The 17,564-nt window shown below is 45.6% G+C and carries 12 protein-coding genes; 3 read left to right on the plus strand and 9 right to left on the minus strand.

The window, feature by feature from the left end:
• Nucleotides 1-342: 342 nt before the first annotated feature.
• The 3 genes from J7I42_RS13750 to J7I42_RS13760 form a co-directional block, all read right to left on the minus strand.
• Nucleotides 343-2,559 carry a S9 family peptidase gene (locus J7I42_RS13750; protein WP_209139388.1) on the minus strand — a complete coding sequence of 739 codons (2,217 nt, stop codon included), beginning with the start codon at nucleotides 2,557-2,559 and terminating at the stop codon, nucleotides 343-345.
• Nucleotides 2,560-2,695: 136 nt separating this feature from the next.
• Nucleotides 2,696-2,992, minus strand: coding sequence for a YXWGXW repeat-containing protein (locus J7I42_RS13755; RefSeq protein ID WP_209139389.1), 297 nt, complete (start codon nucleotides 2,990-2,992; stop codon nucleotides 2,696-2,698).
• 198 nt (nucleotides 2,993-3,190) lie between these two features.
• Nucleotides 3,191-6,082, minus strand: a complete 2,892-nt coding sequence (locus J7I42_RS13760) for a DUF7619 domain-containing protein (protein WP_209139390.1) — start codon at nucleotides 6,080-6,082, stop codon at nucleotides 3,191-3,193.
• A 59-nt stretch (nucleotides 6,083-6,141) separates the two neighbouring features.
• On the opposite strand from J7I42_RS13760, the gene J7I42_RS13765 reads away from it, so the two are divergent.
• A complete protein-coding gene (locus J7I42_RS13765; RefSeq protein WP_209139391.1) occupies nucleotides 6,142-6,285 on the plus strand; it encodes a hypothetical protein in 144 nt (47 codons plus the stop codon).
• Nucleotides 6,286-6,354: 69 nt separating this feature from the next.
• Here the strand turns inward: J7I42_RS13765 and fusA are convergent, their stop codons facing one another.
• The 3 genes from fusA to J7I42_RS13780 form a co-directional block, all read right to left on the minus strand.
• Entirely contained in the window at nucleotides 6,355-8,505 is a 2,151-nt protein-coding gene (gene fusA, locus J7I42_RS13770; protein ID WP_209139392.1) for an elongation factor G, read from the minus strand.
• 200 nt (nucleotides 8,506-8,705) lie between these two features.
• Entirely contained in the window at nucleotides 8,706-9,494 is a 789-nt protein-coding gene (locus J7I42_RS13775; protein WP_209139393.1) for a M57 family metalloprotease, read from the minus strand.
• Between the two features lie 717 nt (nucleotides 9,495-10,211).
• Entirely contained in the window at nucleotides 10,212-11,003 is a 792-nt protein-coding gene (locus J7I42_RS13780) for a M57 family metalloprotease (protein WP_209139394.1), read from the minus strand.
• Between the two features lie 265 nt (nucleotides 11,004-11,268).
• On the opposite strand from J7I42_RS13780, the gene J7I42_RS13785 reads away from it, so the two are divergent.
• On the plus strand, nucleotides 11,269-13,896 hold the full coding sequence (locus J7I42_RS13785; protein WP_209139395.1) for a S8 family peptidase: 2,628 nt from the start codon (nucleotides 11,269-11,271) through the stop codon (nucleotides 13,894-13,896).
• Nucleotides 13,897-14,510: 614 nt separating this feature from the next.
• Here J7I42_RS13785 and rpsG read toward each other — a convergent pair.
• The 3 genes from rpsG to J7I42_RS13800 all read right to left on the minus strand — a co-directional run bounded on the left by rpsG (nucleotide 14,511) and on the right by J7I42_RS13800 (nucleotide 16,675).
• Complete coding sequence (gene rpsG / locus J7I42_RS13790) at nucleotides 14,511-14,978, minus strand: 30S ribosomal protein S7 (RefSeq protein WP_209139396.1); 468 nt, start codon at nucleotides 14,976-14,978, stop codon at nucleotides 14,511-14,513.
• Nucleotides 14,979-15,005: 27 nt separating this feature from the next.
• Nucleotides 15,006-15,386 (minus strand): 30S ribosomal protein S12, encoded by a 381-nt coding sequence (gene rpsL / locus J7I42_RS13795; RefSeq protein WP_014220863.1) that lies wholly within the window; start codon nucleotides 15,384-15,386, stop codon nucleotides 15,006-15,008.
• A 224-nt stretch (nucleotides 15,387-15,610) separates the two neighbouring features.
• A complete protein-coding gene (locus J7I42_RS13800; RefSeq protein ID WP_209139397.1) occupies nucleotides 15,611-16,675 on the minus strand; it encodes a branched-chain amino acid aminotransferase in 1,065 nt (354 codons plus the stop codon).
• Nucleotides 16,676-16,804: 129 nt separating this feature from the next.
• Here J7I42_RS13800 and J7I42_RS13805 point away from each other — a divergent pair, with 129 nt between their 5' ends.
• A complete protein-coding gene (locus J7I42_RS13805; protein WP_209139398.1) occupies nucleotides 16,805-17,443 on the plus strand; it encodes a hypothetical protein in 639 nt (212 codons plus the stop codon).
• Nucleotides 17,444-17,564: the final 121 nt, after the last annotated feature.

Here is a 17,564-nt window from a genome sequence, read left to right on the forward strand (position 1 = left end):
GGTTCACCCCCCTCCCCAGTTTTTCTTTACCCAGAAGCTTTAGCGAAGTAGGATCGTCCGCCGAAAGTGAATCTCAGATTTTCCCGAATTTCATGACCTATTGCTTATTGCCCATTCATACTATTACCCCCCTACCCCCTCCCAGGAGAGCCTGTCGCGCATTGCGGGAGGACTACTAAGAGTGGGATACTGAAAGGTGGTTGTGCAGGAAGCACAAAAGAATAAGGGGATAAAAGCAAGAGGTAAAGATTTCGGCATAACCTTCTTTTTAGGAAAGTTAGCCGAAATCAAAAACCGTATTTGTTATGGATAGCCGAATTAGCAAAACGCTAATGAATGCAATTACCGGCCACCAGGTGCGCAGTGCGTTCTAAGATAAGTTGTAAATAAAGAGCTCAGGTGTTCCCACGTGCCGGCCCCTTCAGAAATGCTGTGTGTGCGGTTAGGGTAACTCATTAACTGAAATTGTTTATTGTATTTGATCAGCTCATTCAATAACAATTCGGCGTTTTGATAGTGCACATTGTCATCACCGGTACCATGAATGTACAACAGGTTACCACGCAGATTTTTTGCATGCGTAACGGGTGAACCCTGTACATAGTCTGCTGCGTTCTCCTGGGGCAGCCCCATATAACGTTCCTGGTAAATATTATCGTAGGTAAAGATGCTGCCTACTGCCGCTACAGCGATCCCGGTTTTATAGATCTCCGGAAACTGGAACATCAGGTTAAGCGTGGCAGAACCACCCCCACTCCATCCCCATACTGCTATACGGGAGGTATCCACAAAAGGCCATTTAATAACCTCTTTAGCGGCCATTGCCTGATCGCGTATGTTTATTCTACCGATGTTACGATAGATCACCTTTCGCCAGTTACGGCCTTTAGGCACCGGTGTACCGCGGTTGTCGATGGAGATATAGATGTAGCCGTCAGCCGCCATATCGCCCTTGTACAGGAAGGGATCTGCGGCGCCATACTCGTCTCTAACATTTTGCCCCCAGGGCTCGGTATATACATAAAATACAACGGGGTATTTCTTGTTGGGATCGAAATTTTTGGGTTTCACCATCCATCCGTCCATCTCAACGCCTTCTTCAGTTTTTACTTTAAAGAATTCGGCACCGGAGTTTTTGTCGGCATTTGCAAGGGCATCGTTTACTATATGCTGCCCATTCACGCCTTTATGATCAGGTAAGCTGATCATTTCATCGGTGGAGGGAGTATAGATGTTTGAGAAAAAATGCCGGGCATAGGCAGCTGTGGGCGACAGGTCATAATCATGTGTTCCTTCCTGGTTGGCAGGCGACACCCTTTCAGCCGGGCCTTTGCCATTCAATTTGGTACGGTACAGGTATTTTTGAGTAGCGTTGTTGGGCGAGGCCAGAAAATACACATATCCATTTTTTTCATCAATGGCCGAAATATCCATTACGTCGTAATTGCCATTGGTGATCTTAACTTCTTTCTTTCCATCGCGGGTAACGCGGTATAAATGGCGCCAGCCATCTTTTTCCGAAGCCCAGATAAATTCTTTGCCATCGCTGATCCAGTCCCAGCCACCCCAGCTATAATCGTTATCCCACAATGGCTGAATATCGATCCAGGCCGAATCCTTTTCGGTATAGATCACCTGTGAAGCGCCTGTTTGCGCGTTGCACAGCATCAGATCGCTCTGGTTTTGATGCCGGTTCAAATGTTGAATGATCAACTCATTGCTATTAGCAGCCCACTCCATACGCGGCACATAGCTTTGCAATACGGGGTCAGTGGGAATATCCATCCATTGTGTTTTGGCGGTAGCAATATCCACTACCCCAATTTTAAAGGGAGATGGGGGTTCGCCTGCAATGGGGTATTCAACCGGTACGGCAAAGGGATAAATAGAGTCGGTATTATCGATCATCAGGTAATCTTTGGTTTTGCGGGCATCTATTTGCCAGTAAGCGATATGCTTGCTATCGGGACTCCAGCGAAAACCATCGCGGCACCAGAATTCTTCTTCATACACCCAGTCGAACGTACCGTTTATGAATTTACGGTTACCATCCAAAGTAAGCTGTTGTATATTTCCACTGGCCAGGTCTTCCACAAACAAATTATACTCACTTACATAGGCCACCTTTGACGCATCGGGCGAAAATTTGGCAAACATCAGGGTCGAGGCCGGGCGGTCCTTACCCAGCTTTTTTAAACTCCCGGTATTAGTATCGAATACATAATAATCGCCCCGGGTTTGCAAACGCCACACCTTTTTGGTATTGGCAAAAAGCAGCACCTTTTTATCATCGGCTGAAAAACTAAAACCCCGAACATTGAGGGGCGTCGTTTTTCCATCGGGGGTTAACTGCTTATTGGTAAGGATCACAGTTTTCGTTTGCAGGGGCAGGGTATATAAATCCAGTTCGCCCTCTTTAAACTGATAATATCCATTACCGGTCCTGTTCCATTTAGTGCCCTTCTGGGCAAACAGTACAACAGGTACAAACGCGGTAAATACAATTAATAAAAAAGTCCTGAGCGGAGTCGAAAGGGTGACTGACATTGAACGTGGCATGCTGATACTATTTGGGGCAGGAAATTAAGACATTGAACGCAAACTATCATTACCGCAAATAAAAACCCCGCCCAAATTAATGAGCGGGGTTTTGGTATATGTACTCCTGATCCGTAATTATCTTATTTCAGCAAATTTAGCGTCCCCAACGACCATCTATCCAAACATAACCCTGACGGCGCGGAGCCCAGTAACCGGGTATATAATGACGACCATGGCGGGGTCTTGCCCAATAACCCTGAACATATTCATAGTGACCATGACGAGGCCGCCAGTTACCATCTACCCATACGTGATGAGACGAAGGAGCTACAGGGCGTACTGCCACCGGTGCATTCAAACGAGCTCTTACTACTACTTGTGCAGATGATGCAACAGAAAATCCAACTACCAGTACTGCGGCTAAAATGATGCGGTTAACATATTTTTTCATACAATGAATTTTTAGTTGTTCTACAATACGTTTTCTGTTTATTAGAGCCTGACAGAGAAAGTAAGTTTAATGCCACACTACTTGTTGTCATTTCATTAACACATATACCCCCAACTGTTATACATTTTGTTAAAAGGAGTTGTATATACACGAAAAAGGTCCCGGCATGGCCGGGACCTTTTCAGTAGTCATTCATTATTATTGGACCAACAGCTTATGGAGGTATGCTTTATCATCAACTAATATTCGCAATACATAAGTTCCTTTTGAAATTCCATTTAACACGATCGGCATGTTGAGTTCACCTGTATGTTGCATGCCCAATTGTTTGGTCACTATAGGTCTGCCCTGCTGATCAAGCACCTGCACCATTACATTTCCCTCAATAACACCTTGTAATTTCAGCGTTATACTGCCAGAAGCAGGATTGGGATACAGGGAGGAAATAATACTGCCATCGTTCTTTACATTCACCATAACAATGGATGAATACTTATAGGCGCCATCCCTATCTACCGACTTCAACCGGTAATAATTGTAACCGGGCAATGGCTGCTTATCCGTAAACAGATAACTCTTACCACCTGGGAGTACGATGCCAATGGTTGTAAAATCAACCCCATTGGTGCTGCGCTCTACCTCAAATTGTTTTAAGTCTTCCTCTAAACTGGTTGTCCAGGTTACCCGAACTACGGCATCTTTTAAGGCAGCCTGGAACGAAGTAAGTGTCACCGGCAATGGAGTCAATACCATTACTACAGTTTTTTCGATATTGGTGGCAACAGGTAAATTAAAATCGAAGTAAATACCGGCTGTATTCTGAATAACATCACCTATCTGCACCGTTGACACCGGTTTGATCCGATAGGCAATATACCCATGACTGGCGGGTTCATCGATGGCAGTATAAGGTAACTTAATATCATTGAACCGCCAGGTGAGTTTGTTACCATTTTCAATGGTAAGTTGATATGGATGGCTTGCCGAGATCATTTGCAGGGAGTTCCAGTCGAGGCGATTTTCCAGCGTATCTCTTACGGTTACATTAAATGCGGTATCGGTACCGGTATTTTGAAAACGGATCAGGTAATGCAGGTATTCCCCATTGTTTACCTGGTCTGGCGTAATTACACCCGCATTGGCTTCTGTTTTGTCATTGGGGTCAAAGGAACCAACTACCAGTTGTTTTAATACTTCGGTATCATCGGCAGGAGTTTCATCACCTGCAACGGGGTTTATAACAGCCACAGAACGCAGCGTATCCCCAATATTAGCGGCCGGCGGCGCAGCCAGTTGTAAATTCACCCATATGGTTCCTGTATCAGCTCCGTTCAGGTTTGAATAATTCCAGGTTAGCGTATTACCGCTGGTTGTTGTAGGCAGGGGCAAAGCGCTTACGATACTAAATTTAGGATCAGCTACAAACTGAACAGTACCCGAGGGTATAGTTACTGTGCCCAGGTTGGCATATAGGATCCGGTACTGCACATTAAAACCTGGCCGGGCCGGCGTAATGGCGTTCAAACTAACAAACAGGTCTTTTTTATTGGGGATGGCCTGAACCGCAAACCCAAAGGAATCGACATTGTAATAGTTGGAAAAGTTACTGGCATGAGTAGCAGGTACAACAGTATAATAGGGATTGGACAGCTGCAGGCTGGTCGCAAAACTGCCCGTATCAACATCCAAACTAAATGCGCCATTATAGGGTATACCCGAAGATGAATAACCCGTTTTTTGTGTGGTGACCATAGCCTTATCAAAACTATTTTCCCCTGCATCTTTAACACCATTGTTGTTGGCATCAAAAAACACGGTTCCCTTAATAGTATTGGCGTAGCTGTATTTTATGATCAATCCATCCCCTTCATCGAGTTGCCAGCCCTGAGTTAAAGGATAGCCAAAACCGGCAATGGCAAATTCAGCATCATTGGTGGGCATTACAACCATTGCATATTCATCATTCACTGTACCGGAGCTTTTTTGCCAGAGCAGACCACCATTGTCATCAAGGCGTAACGTCCAGCAATCTGCGCCACCGGCAGGTGCTGTTATTTGCTCGTCGGAAGACTCAGTAAATCCGGTTACAAAATAACCTCCCGATACGCCCGGCTGCAATCCAAATGAGGCATCATCACGGGATCCCCCATATACTTTCGACCAAAGGAGCGTACCCGTATCATCTATTTTTATTACCCATACATCGGTATTACCGTGGGCACCTGAAACATCGCCGTTATTGGAAGAAGAATATCCTGATAGCGTATAAGTATTATCAGTATTTTTTATGATCCGGTTTAGAACATCCCATCCGTTGCCGCCAAAATTCTTTTTCCATTGCAGCGCGCCAGCTGAATTGACCTTAAAAACCCAGCCATCGCTGCTGCCCTTATTGGCATCGATATCGCCATCTACCGATGAAGAAACTCCACAAACAAGAAAGCCCCCGTCGGGCATCTGAACAACATCGTAGGCGGTATCATCCTGGCTACCGCCATATGCAACCGCCCATTGCTTAAGGCCATTATCATTCAGTTTCACCAACCAGGCATCCCGTTCTTTATGAGACTTTACAACATCCCCGTTCGAGGAATTGGAGAAACCAGCCAAAATATATCCATCGGAGGTTGCTTTCATTGAATAAGCCTTGTCTTCTCCAGAGCCGCCATAAGTGTACTCCCAAACCAGACCGCCCGTTGTGTTTAGTTTGCCTATGTAAAAATTTGCTGTATCAGGATAGCCCCCTGAATAACCAGCAGCCGTATAGCCGCCCGACACTTCCGTTACAGCCAGCAATCCGCCCCTATAGGGATGCCACCTGCTCCATACTTTGTTACCAGCACTATCCAGTTTAATTATCAATCCAGTGCCGAAGTTGGATTTAGTCCACAGAAATTCCTTCGGGAAAAGATAAGAGGTATCATAGCCAACCAGAATATAACCCTTGTCGGTTGTTTGTTTTCCATCAAAAATACCTTCCACGTCATCATCGGAGGCAATGTATTTGCTCCATTTAACACCGGGCGTTTGCGCCAAACCGCAAGTATACACGAACAGCAGCCATAAGACAGAGAGTATAATTCGTTTCATACCTGATTCATTTATTATTGCTTAAATATTAAAAAAGGAATGTATGCAATACAAATAGTATGGAACGGATTGGGGGCTTTGCGGAAGGATTGGATAAAAGAAAGATAACAAAAATCAACATGCGCAAATCAACACCCCGGGATAAATTGATAAGTGCGTTGTTTTACCGGATAACTGTGTTGTTTTTGGCAATAGACGTGTAAGACGGGGTAATAAAAAAAGCCTCCTGACTTTCGTCCGGAGGCTTTATATTAAGAGATATGAGAACTCAATTACTCACCTACTTTCACCTTGCCTTTTGACTTGGCGATCACTTCTTCAGCGATGTTGTTAGGTGCAGGAGAATAGTGGCTGAACTCCATGGTGCTGGTAGCGCGGCCAGATGATAAGCTACGCAATTGCGTTACGTAACCGAACATTTCGCTCAACGGAACCTTAGCTTTAATAACCTGGGCATTACCGCGGGTATCCATACCTTCCAGCATACCACGACGACGGTTCAAGTCACCAGTTACGTCACCCATGTATTGATCAGGAGTGATAACTTCCACTTTCATGATTGGCTCCAGCAATACGGGTTGTGCTTTACGACCAGCTTCACGGAAACCGGCTCTTGCACACAACTCGAACGACATACCGTCAGAGTCAACCTGGTGGTAGCTACCGTCGAAAATACGGATCTTCACATTCTCAACAGGGAAGCTGGCCAGTACACCGTTACTCATAGCTGATTCAAAACCTTTTTGAATAGGCTGAATGAACTCACGGGGGATAGATCCACCAAAGATATCATTCACGAACTGGAATCCTTTGTCAGGATTTTCTTTCAGCCACTCTTCATCGGCGGGCCCGATCTCAAACACGATGTCAGCGAATTTACCACGACCACCGGTTTGTTTTTTCAGGGTTTCGCGATGCTCAACAGATTTTCTGAAAGCTTCTTTATAAGCAACCTGGGGAGCGCCCTGGTTTACTTCTACTTTAAATTCGCGTCTCATACGATCGATGATGATCTCCAGGTGCAGCTCACCCATACCACGAAGGATGGTTTGACCGGTATCTTCATCGGTATTTACACGCAACGTAGGATCTTCTTCAACCAGCTTGGCGATAGCCATACCCATTTTATCAACGTCGGCCTGTGTTTTAGGCTCGATGGCGATAGCGATAACCGGCTCTGGAATGAACATGTTCTCCAGAACGATAGGATGGTTCTCATCGCACAGGGTATCACCGGTCTTGATCTCCTTGAAACCAACCGCAGCACCAATGTCACCAGCTTCGATGAAATCGATGGGGTTTTGTTTGTTGGCGAACATCTTCATGATACGGCTGATACGCTCGTTTTTACCACTACGCATGTTTTTAACATACGAACCGGCATCGAGGTGGCCGCTGTAACAACGGAAGAAGGCCAAACGACCTACGAATGGATCGGTCATGATCTTGAAAGCCAGGGCCGCGAAAGGTGCTTTAGGATCAGCCTTACGAACTTCTGGCTCTAAAGTATCAGGATTAGTACCTACGATATCATCGATATCAGCGGGTGAAGGCAGGTAGCGACAAACAGCATCCAGGGCAGTTTGCACACCTTTATTTTTGAATGAAGAACCGCACATCATTGGAACGATGCTCAGATCGATCGTAGCTTTGCGGATAGCTTCGTGAACTTCATCTTCAGAGATGGTATTAGGATCTTCGAAGAATTTCTCCATCAGCTTGTCGTCGTATTCGGCAACAGCTTCGATCAGGTTCTGTCTCCACTCATTTGCTTCTTCAACCATATCCTCGGGTACAGGGATCTCGTCGAAGGTCATACCTTCTGTTTCCATGTGCCAGATGATACCTTTCATTTTGATCAGGTCAACCACGCCTTTGAAATCATCTTCAGCGCCGATAGGTAATTGCAGGGGAACAGCTTTTGCACCCAGCATTTCTTTTACCTGTTTAACCACCATCAGGAAGTCAGCACCGGAACGGTCCATTTTGTTAACGAAACCGATACGGGGAACTTTATAGCGGTTAGCCTGACGCCAAACGGTTTCAGACTGAGGTTCAACCCCGTCAACGGCAGAGAACAGAGCAATCAAACCATCCAGTACGCGCATTGAACGCTCTACCTCAATGGTAAAATCAACGTGGCCCGGAGTATCAATGATATTAAAATAATATTTTTTTGTATTGGCGTCAGCCTTACCCTTTACGGTAGGGAAGTTCCACTGGCAGCTAACAGCAGCAGAAGTAATGGTGATACCTCTTTCTTTCTCCTGTTCCATCCAGTCGGTGGTAGCCGCCCCATCATGCACCTCTCCAATTTTATGGATCATACCGGTATAGCGCAAAATACGCTCCGTAGTAGTTGTTTTACCGGCATCAATGTGTGCCGCAATTCCAAAGTTTCTTTGTAATCGTAAGTCTGCCATGACTTTGTTAAATTTTCTTTTTAATGTTCCAGGGAAAAATGCCCTGAAAATGAGCGGGCAAAGGTAAGAAAAATTCTTACCAATTCGGCGTTGCAAAGGGTAAAAATAAAGCGTAGTCAGGGTTCCAAAAAGGAAAATCCCGTCTGCCAGCTGGCGGACAGGACTTTCCCTGGTGCAGTAACCAAACTGGTAATAGTAAATTAATACAGGTAGTTCAATGCAGTGACATCGTTTGCATTAAAGGGTCGATTTTGGCCGGAACCAATGCAGGACAGCATCCAGCTGTTGGGGTCTGCGCCGGTTGGCGTACCAGGGATATTGATGGCTCCAACCCCTGCAGATCCTTCATTTACAGCAGATCCGCCGCAACTGTAGGCCCGGTTAAAATAGTCGGTATGGCGAAAACCTATGCAATGGCCTATTTCATGCGCCAGAATGGAAGCAACCGTATTATTCGGCTGACCAGCCACCGCGCTTGAATTGAGGATCACGCGGTTATATGCATTTCCGCCAGATGGAAAACCAGATGAGGCCAGGAAACTGCCCGATCCGTTAACGATCTGAATATTGCCACCGGAAGAAACCCGGGTAAAAGTGATCCTGAGTCCCAACGCATTATAGCGGGAAATACAGGTATTCAAGGCAGTAGACCAGGTGCTCAAAGCCGAAGCCAGGCTTACCGTAATGGTCCTTGGCAAACCGGTCACCAGGTTGGTAGTCCGGTATTGTTCTTCACCAGCTACCCGTAAAAGAGAAACATCTGCTTTTTGATTCAGCTCAGCTTCGCTGATGCGGATGTCTCCTTCTACGATATAATCGTTGCCATCAACAAATACATCTTTGTTGCTGAAACCCAGGTTGTAAATTTTAGTAAGCGCTTCGTCTGAAACCTTTGAAGGAGAATCGCTTTTTACATTTTTACGGCAGGCAAATAACGTGAGCAGGCAGACCGCCACGACTGCGGATAAGGTGAAAATAGTCTTTCTCATGTGTCTGTAGATTTAATAGTTGGTTATTGAAAGTAAATCACAACTTTGGTTAATGGTATGGTTACTGCACGTGATACTCTATCAATTTACCAAAATTATCTTGTGACACAACCGCGCAAAATGGCAACGGCGTTGCAGAAGCACCATTATGGCACCGTTATAATACCCACTAACCCGTATGGATCACCGTTATTGTGGAAAAGTTTTTTCAGGGATTAATAAAATACACTATACAAGGCAGTTAGTATAACGAATTAGCTGCCAGCCAAACAGCCATCCTTCGCTAAGGGCAGACGGCGCCTTCGCTACGCTCAGGTCCTGAGTCGTGAAACGTGAAACGGCAAACGTGAAAGCCCTTATTGCGGAACTCCGATTATTATAAGCATCCGGCAGACAGCAGAAGGCCCACCTTTGCTAAAGCTTCCGTCTACGGAGCGCTTTAGCGCGAGGCGTTGCGGCTTTGCCGACTGCCGCGTCGTGGGTTTTCCGTTTCACGTTTCACGTTTCACGTCTTACGTTTACCGATTAAGCGAGTCTCAAATATCGCAAGCCATTGCCTATTGCCTCGTCCGCCGACTTGTCCGCCGAAGCCTTAGCGTAGGCGGAAGCATTAGCGTAAGCGCAAGCTTTAGCGTAGGAGGGCCCATTGCCCATTGCCTATTGCCCATTGCCTATTGCCCACTACCTTCCTGGTCAACTGATCAACTGATCAACTAACTAGTACATATAATTTAAAGCTGTCTTATCATTGGCATTGAAAGGACGGTTCTCACCTGAGCCAATACACGATAACATAAAGGAGTTGGGGTCCGGATTGGAGTTGGTTCCCGGAATTAATACCGCTCCAATAGTAGAGGCGCCCTCATTAACGGGATCTCCATTACAACTATACGAGCGGTCCATATAATCGGTATGTCGGAATCCTATGCAATGCCCGATCTCATGCGCCAGAATAGTGGCCACTGTAGCCTGTGGTTGACTGCCTATTGCAGTGGAGTTCACTTTTACCTGGTTATAAGGATTACCCGAGGAAGGGAATCCGGAAGAGGCCAGGTAATTCCCACTGGCTTTCACTATGGAGATATCAGCCCCGGAGCTGACCCGTTTGAAAGTGATCAGTAACTTTTCTGCATTGTACCGGCTAATGGTTTCATCCAATGCTGCAACATACGACTTTGAAAGTTTGCTGGAAACGCTTACGGTAATAACCCTTGGCAATCGGGTAACCAGGTTATAGGTACGATACTGTTCGGCATTGCCTACCCGTAGAAACTGCATATCGGGCTTCCCATCTAAATCAGCCGCATTCAACACGATATCACCTTCCACCAAATAATTCCCATCTTCATCCATGGTTACATTCTTGTTACTAAATCCAAGCGCATAAATTTTACTAAGGGCTTCATCGGAGGGAGAGGCAGTTTGTTCGGTAGCAACATTTTTACGACAGGCACAAAGCATTACAAGGCAGGCCGCTACAGCAGCCCTGTTACGAAGGGTGTTTCCCATAAAAGTGATGATTAAATGGTTTACAAATAGAAGCTGATATCAATTTAATCAAATATGTAACATATGCGATTTATAATTAAAGCAACATAGTTGCAGAAGAAACTTTTTTATTTATAACCTGCTGGCTTTGAACATCCCTGATCTGGAAAAATTATTTCAGATGAAATTTAGTATGCCCTATGGGGTTAGATAGATTGACTTACCAATTCCTTATGTTAATAAATGATTTTCAGCGGCATCATTCACAAATTTTGTAGATTGTATCATGAAACGAATAGGGCTTCTGCTGCTCATCCTTATCATCACCGTACCTATGGTACAGGCGCAACAGCGTATAACTATTTATAATCACAAACTGTCGCCCGTTTTACAAAAGAACAAGAACCTATTCAGTGAGAAAAAAGAACAGGTATTCTGGATTGTTACCTCCAACGTCGATTCCGCCAAAACATACTTTCGTACCAAACAGGTAGCCATTCGCATACTTCAGGAACATGCCGGCGGCTTACTGGTTGTTTCGGCCAAAGGCCCCATCATTGATTCATTAGTATTGAACCAACCCTTTGTTCGTTTTGTAGATGTACCCCGCCAGCCGCATGAAGAACTGGCCGTAGGCACTTTCGACAACAGCCTTAACACCATCAATCTGGTACATAGTAAATATGCTCAATTAACCGGCACTAATCTGGTAGTATCGGTTAAAGAAAACAAACCCGACACCACCGACATCGATTATAAAGCCCGGTACATTTCAACCCCGCTTTCTTCAAACCTCATTTCTTCGCATGCATCATACATGTGCACCATTATCGCAGGTGGAGAAAATTCTTTTTATACCGGCAGTGGCGTGGCCCCGGCAGCCTCCCTCACCTCTTCCAACTTCGCCACACTTTTACCCGATGGCGAAAACATCTACAAACAATACGGCATTTCTGTACAGAACCATTCATATGGCACCGGTCTTGAAAATTACTATGGGGCCGATGCAGCCGCTTATGACGCCAGCATCATAAATAATCCAGGCTTACTACATGTGTTCTCCTCGGGCAATTCCGGAAATTTAACCAGCACTGGTCCGTATGCAGGCATTAATAACATGTCAAATCTTACGGGCAGTTTTAAGATGGCCAAAAACATTATCACCGTAGGCGCCACCGATTCCTTTGGCAATGTGGCCTATCTAAGTTCCCGCGGGCCGGCCTATGATGGCCGTCTTAAACCCGAGTTGATCGCCTTTGGCGAAGATGGTACTTCAGGTGCTGCCGCCCATACTTCAGGTACCGTGCTTTTGTTACAACAGTATTACAAGGAAAAACATGGCGGCACGCTGCCACCCAGTTCCCTGATAAAAACCATTTTAGTGAACAGCGCCGATGACCGGGGCACCAAAGGACCCGATTACCAGGCAGGCTATGGCAGCCTGAATGCTTACAAAGCCCTTCAAGGATTGATTGCCGAACAATATTTTTCCGGTTCTGTGGCCACAAACACCACCCAGACTTTTTCTTTACCCGTGCCAGCCAATACCCGCCAATTAAAGGTTACACTGTGCTGGATGGACCCAGCCGCCGTTGTGAACACTCCCAAAGCGCTGGTCAACGACCTGGATCTTGAACTGGTTGAGAACAATACCGGAAAGACCTGGCAACCCTGGGTGTTAAGCCCTGCTCCTATTATTGACTCCCTGTTACTGCCGGCAGTGCGAAAAAAAGACACGCTGAATACGGTTGAACAGATCACGATAGATAATCCCAGTCCGGGTGGTTATACCATCAGGGTCAAGGGCTTTTCAGTTACGGCTGGTGGCAACCAGTCATTTTCCATTGCCTGGCTGGCCGATGCGGCGGACCAGTTCCAATGGCAGTTCCCGACTGCCGTAGATTATGTAAAAAGCGGGGAGAACAACCTGTTGCGCTGGTCATCCTCTTTCAATACGACAAATGGTTCATTGGAATACAGCCTCAACAAAGGCCTCACCTGGCAAACCATGGAAAACACCACCACCCTGTCACCAGGCCATACCTACTGGCAGGCACCCGATACCTGCAGCACCGCCCTGCTACGGATGACCGTCAACGGACAGGTATTCACTACCGACACCTTTACCATTTCGCCGGTATTACAGGTTAAGGTTGGTTTCAACTGCCCCGATTCTGCCATGTTGTTCTGGGACCACATCCCCGGCATCAATACATACCGGGTATACCGTTTGGGAAGTAAATACCTGGAACCGCTCACTACCCTTACCGATACCAGCATAATCATCCGCCAACCGGGAAATAATTTGTGGTATACGGTAGCGCCGGTAATAACTCCCACCCGGGAGGGCACCAAAGCATATACCATCAATTATCAGCTGCAGGGGGTTGATTGTTACATAAAAAATTTCCTGGTAGAACTGGAAAATGGGAATACCGGGATGTTGATGGCGGAGATAGGCACCACGCTCAACGTAAAAAGTTTGACGTTCGAGAAGCTCACCAGCGGCGGATATGAGCCATTGCAAACCTTCCAGCCTGTTAGCTCGCTTTTCTTTAATATGGCCGATAATAACCTTGTAGATGGCGTGAATACCTATCGGGTAAAGCTGTTGCTCAACAACGGGATGGTCATTTATAGCAATCCCCAAAGCATCTATTATTTCATCACTACCCGTTATTTAATTTTCCCTAATCCGGTAAAAGTAACCGGTTATCTGTCGGTGCTTTCGAAGGAGGAACCCGAGAATTCTTATTTATTGCTGTACAACACGTTGGGCCAACAGGTTTTGCAATACCGGCTCCAGCAAACGGTAGAAATGGTGCCACTGAGCGGGCTTAAAAGCGGAATATATTTTGTAATGATCAAAAAGAATGGAAAGAAGGATTTTACAACTAAAGTAATGGTGCAGTAGACGGGAAACGTGAAACGTGAAAGCCACGTCGCGGCAGACGGCAATGGGCAATGGGCTGTATCCTACTTTAAGTAAAGTATTTCCAAATCATGCGCTCCATATTGGGGCCTCAATGGGGCTTCTTTTGGTTTTCCGGGGCCGAGAAGGAAATGAGATGGAATTGAGGTACCATTAAGGTAGAAATTGGGTTGGGCTTACCTACCCCAACATCAAAAGCTATTTCTTAAAGGAGAGGTCGAGCGGGAAAGGCGGTGGAGTTGTAGGGTAGTTGTCTGGAAGTTGTCTGGAAGTTGTCTGGAAGTTGTCTGGAAGTGGTCATACGGACTAGAGTCCCTAGAGTATCCTTAGAGTATCCTTAGAGTATCCTTAGAGCACCCTAAGACAATACCCCGGCCATTAAGCTACCATTCCCTTACTACTTTCCCACCACTATGCAACCACCCATCAACTGTTTTCAGCAAGAAAGCGCCCAACTTTCATTCCCTTGGAATTTGATTTGATCCTTTGTCAACTCTATTACCCCTGTCACTCAATCAACTTCAGTATTGTAGGTACATGAAAAAAACCCGCCAGGAAACTGGCGGGTATATATGGTAAGATATACTATACGTAAGTTATACGCGGAAGTGAGCGAAAGCCTTGTTGGCTTCAGCCATACGGTGAGTATCTTCTTTCTTTTTGAAAGCACCACCCTCACCTTTGCTGGCAGCAACGATCTCGTTAGCCAGTTTTTCAGCCATGCTACGACCGTTTCTTTCGCGGCTATAGCGGATCAGCCATTTCATGCTAAGAGAAACTTTTCTATCAACACGAACTTCAGCTGGGATCTGGAAAGTGGCACCACCAATTCTACGGCTGCGTACTTCTACGGCAGGCGTAACGTTGCTGAGCGCTTTTTTCCAAACTTCATACCCATTTTCACCAGTTGTTTTTGCAACACGGTCCAATGCAGTATAGAATATATTGAAAGCAGTATTTTTCTTTCCTTCCCACATGAGGTTGTTGATAAAACGAGTTACCATCAAATCATTGTACCTGGCATCAGGTGCTAAGGGAATTTTTTTGACTTTTGTCTTCCTCATTTATAAAAATTTGTAGAGCTGTCTAAATTATTTTTTAGCCTTTTCCTTTTTAGTACCGTATTTAGAACGGCTTTGTTTACGGTCTTTAACACCGGCAGTATCCAGGCTACCGCGTACGATATGGTAACGTACACCTGGTAAATCCTTCACACGACCACCGCGCACAAGCACGATTGAGTGCTCCTGCAGGTTGTGACCTTCACCTGGGATGTAGGCGATAACTTCCACTTTATTTGTCAAACGTACTTTAGCCACTTTGCGTAATGCTGAGTTTGGCTTCTTAGGAGTGGTTGTATAAACACGGGTGCACACACCACGACGGAAAGGACAGGAGTCTAAAGCTCTTGACTTACTTTTAGCCTTAATGATTTCTCTTCCTTTTCTTACCAATTGTTGTATAGTAGGCATTCTGAACCTTTTGATTTTGGGACGGCAAAGGTAAGCGGATAAATATTATAACCAAAAAAAACGTCCCCATTTTTCAGGAACAATTCCGCTTATGTGCCAAATCTGTGCAAAATAAGTTGAAAAACAGCAATTTTACCTCGTAAAACACCTAAAAAAACATAAAAACAGACCCTTTTCGGGTCTGTTTTCTTTCTCGAAATCGAAATAAATCTTGAGGGCACGTCCTATATTTTGAACATCCAGCCATTGGTATCGGTTGCCCGGCCTTCCCGGATATCATCCAGGCGGCTTTTAATTTCGGGGGTAACCGTCCATTTGGTGGTATCGAACGACATTACAAAGTCTTTATACCGCAATTCGCGGATCAGGGAAACCGTGGCAGCAGTACCAGTGCCAAACACCTCACGCAGTTCACCGGCGTTGTACGCCTCCATGAGCATATCTACCGAAATGGGTTGTTCTTCTACCTTCAGCCCCATTTCTTCCAGAATGGTCATTACGCTGTCGCGGGTAACCCCGGCCAGAATGGTCCCGGAACTCAGATCGGGCGTATATGCCTTATTTCCAATAACAAAGAATACGTTCATGGTACCTATTTCCTGTACATATTTGTGCTCATAAACGTCGGTCCATAAAACCTGGTCGTAGCCCTTTTTCTTAGCCTGGGCGGTAACATACATGGAAGAACCATAGTTACCTGCAGCTTTGGCCTGTCCTACCCCACCCGGAGCGGCGCGGGTATATTTCTCTTCTACATATATACGCATGGGCGCGCTGTAATAAGGCCCCGTTGGCGCCAGAATGATCATGAACTTATATGTTTCTGAAGGCCGTACCCCGATCATTTCATCGGAAGAGAACATGAACGGACGAATGTACAGCGAGTGGTCGTGCAGCGCCGGGATCCAGTTCTTATCCAGTTCTACCAGCTTGCGCATGCCTTCAATAAAAATATCTTCAGGAACCTCGGGCATCTCCATTCGTGATGCAGAAAAATTGAAGCGTTTATAGTTGTCATAAGGTCTGAAAATGAATGCATCTCCGGCTTCATTCTTATAAGCCTTAATGCCTTCGAATATCGCCTGGCCATAATGAATGGCCGCCAGGGATGGACTCATCACCAACGGCTGATATGGCTTGATCTCCACATTTTTCCACTCACCGTTTTCAAAATCCGCCTCCAACATGTGGTCGGTAAAGGTTCTGCCAAAAGGAATATTTTCGAGCGTAACTCCCGGCAGGCGACTATGCCCAATTTTTGTAACCGGGATATTATAAGCTTCTACCATAATCAGTATTTTTGAGCCGCAAATAAACAAATAAAGTTTGTGGCTGTCAAATAAATTACTAACAATCGTTCGTTAAATCTACCAAATCGATAGACAGCTATTTCTTTGATTTAGAACACTTTTTAAAAAATGAGCTTAACTAATATACATTTACCTGGATTTGTAATTGCCGATCTGTATCGCAACTCACTGATGCAGCCTTCGGCGGCCGACTTTGGTACCGTGCCACAGGCCATGCCGGAAGCCCCCCTGCCCCAGCGGGAAACAAAACCGGAAACACCTTCTCAACCTGTTGGCAAGGAAGAAGAGAAGTCCATACCGGTAGCAGAACCCTTAACTGCTGCCAAACCGGTGCATACAGCAGAGCCAGTTGTTTATAAAACCTTGGGAAACAATAAGCAACAGATCACTGTTGTGGTAAATTGTACCAACGATGTGTATGTTCCGGAAGCCGATCTGGCCTTCCTGACCAAAATGCTGGGGGCCTGTAAACTGAATATGGCCGATGTGGCCATAGTGAACCACGCCACTGCGCCCGTCGCCATTGAGAAATTGAAAGCCCAGCTACAACCTAAATCTTTGTTATTGTTTGGGGTAGAACCGGGTGATATTCAATTGCCTATTAATTTTCCGCCCTTTAAAGAACAACCTTACGCCGGTACCACTTATTTGTACACGCCCGCGCTCAGCTTGCTGAACCAGGAAACGGAAGAGGCGAAGTTGTTGAAGCGGAAACTATGGGATTGTTTAAAACGCATGTTTCTTTAAATAAAGGGCAATAGCCATTTTAATGTTTAAAGTTTATTAGGTTCGTAGGTTCTTGAGTTTTAAGTCTCAAAACATAATAACCCAATAATTTAAGACTTTAACCCTAAATACCCCCAGTTAG

Source organism: Niastella soli, from assembly GCF_017742245.1.
Taxonomy (GTDB): domain Bacteria; phylum Bacteroidota; class Bacteroidia; order Chitinophagales; family Chitinophagaceae; genus Niastella; species Niastella soli.

Coding starts and splice junctions, on each gene's coding strand:
- J7I42_RS13750 (WP_209139388.1), bottom strand. CDS start 2,559: ATGCCACGTTCAATGTCAGTCACCCTTTCGACTCCGCTCAGGACTTTT.
- J7I42_RS13755 (WP_209139389.1), bottom strand. CDS start 2,992: ATGAAAAAATATGTTAACCGCATCATTTTAGCCGCAGTACTGGTAGTT.
- J7I42_RS13760 (WP_209139390.1), bottom strand. CDS start 6,082: ATGAAACGAATTATACTCTCTGTCTTATGGCTGCTGTTCGTGTATACT.
- J7I42_RS13765 (WP_209139391.1), top strand. CDS start 6,142: ATGGAACGGATTGGGGGCTTTGCGGAAGGATTGGATAAAAGAAAGATA.
- fusA (WP_209139392.1), bottom strand. CDS start 8,505: ATGGCAGACTTACGATTACAAAGAAACTTTGGAATTGCGGCACACATT.
- J7I42_RS13775 (WP_209139393.1), bottom strand. CDS start 9,494: ATGAGAAAGACTATTTTCACCTTATCCGCAGTCGTGGCGGTCTGCCTG.
- J7I42_RS13780 (WP_209139394.1), bottom strand. CDS start 11,003: ATGGGAAACACCCTTCGTAACAGGGCTGCTGTAGCGGCCTGCCTTGTA.
- J7I42_RS13785 (WP_209139395.1), top strand. CDS start 11,269: ATGAAACGAATAGGGCTTCTGCTGCTCATCCTTATCATCACCGTACCT.
- rpsG (WP_209139396.1), bottom strand. CDS start 14,978: ATGAGGAAGACAAAAGTCAAAAAAATTCCCTTAGCACCTGATGCCAGG.
- rpsL (WP_014220863.1), bottom strand. CDS start 15,386: ATGCCTACTATACAACAATTGGTAAGAAAAGGAAGAGAAATCATTAAG.
- J7I42_RS13800 (WP_209139397.1), bottom strand. CDS start 16,675: ATGGTAGAAGCTTATAATATCCCGGTTACAAAAATTGGGCATAGTCGC.
- J7I42_RS13805 (WP_209139398.1), top strand. CDS start 16,805: ATGAGCTTAACTAATATACATTTACCTGGATTTGTAATTGCCGATCTG.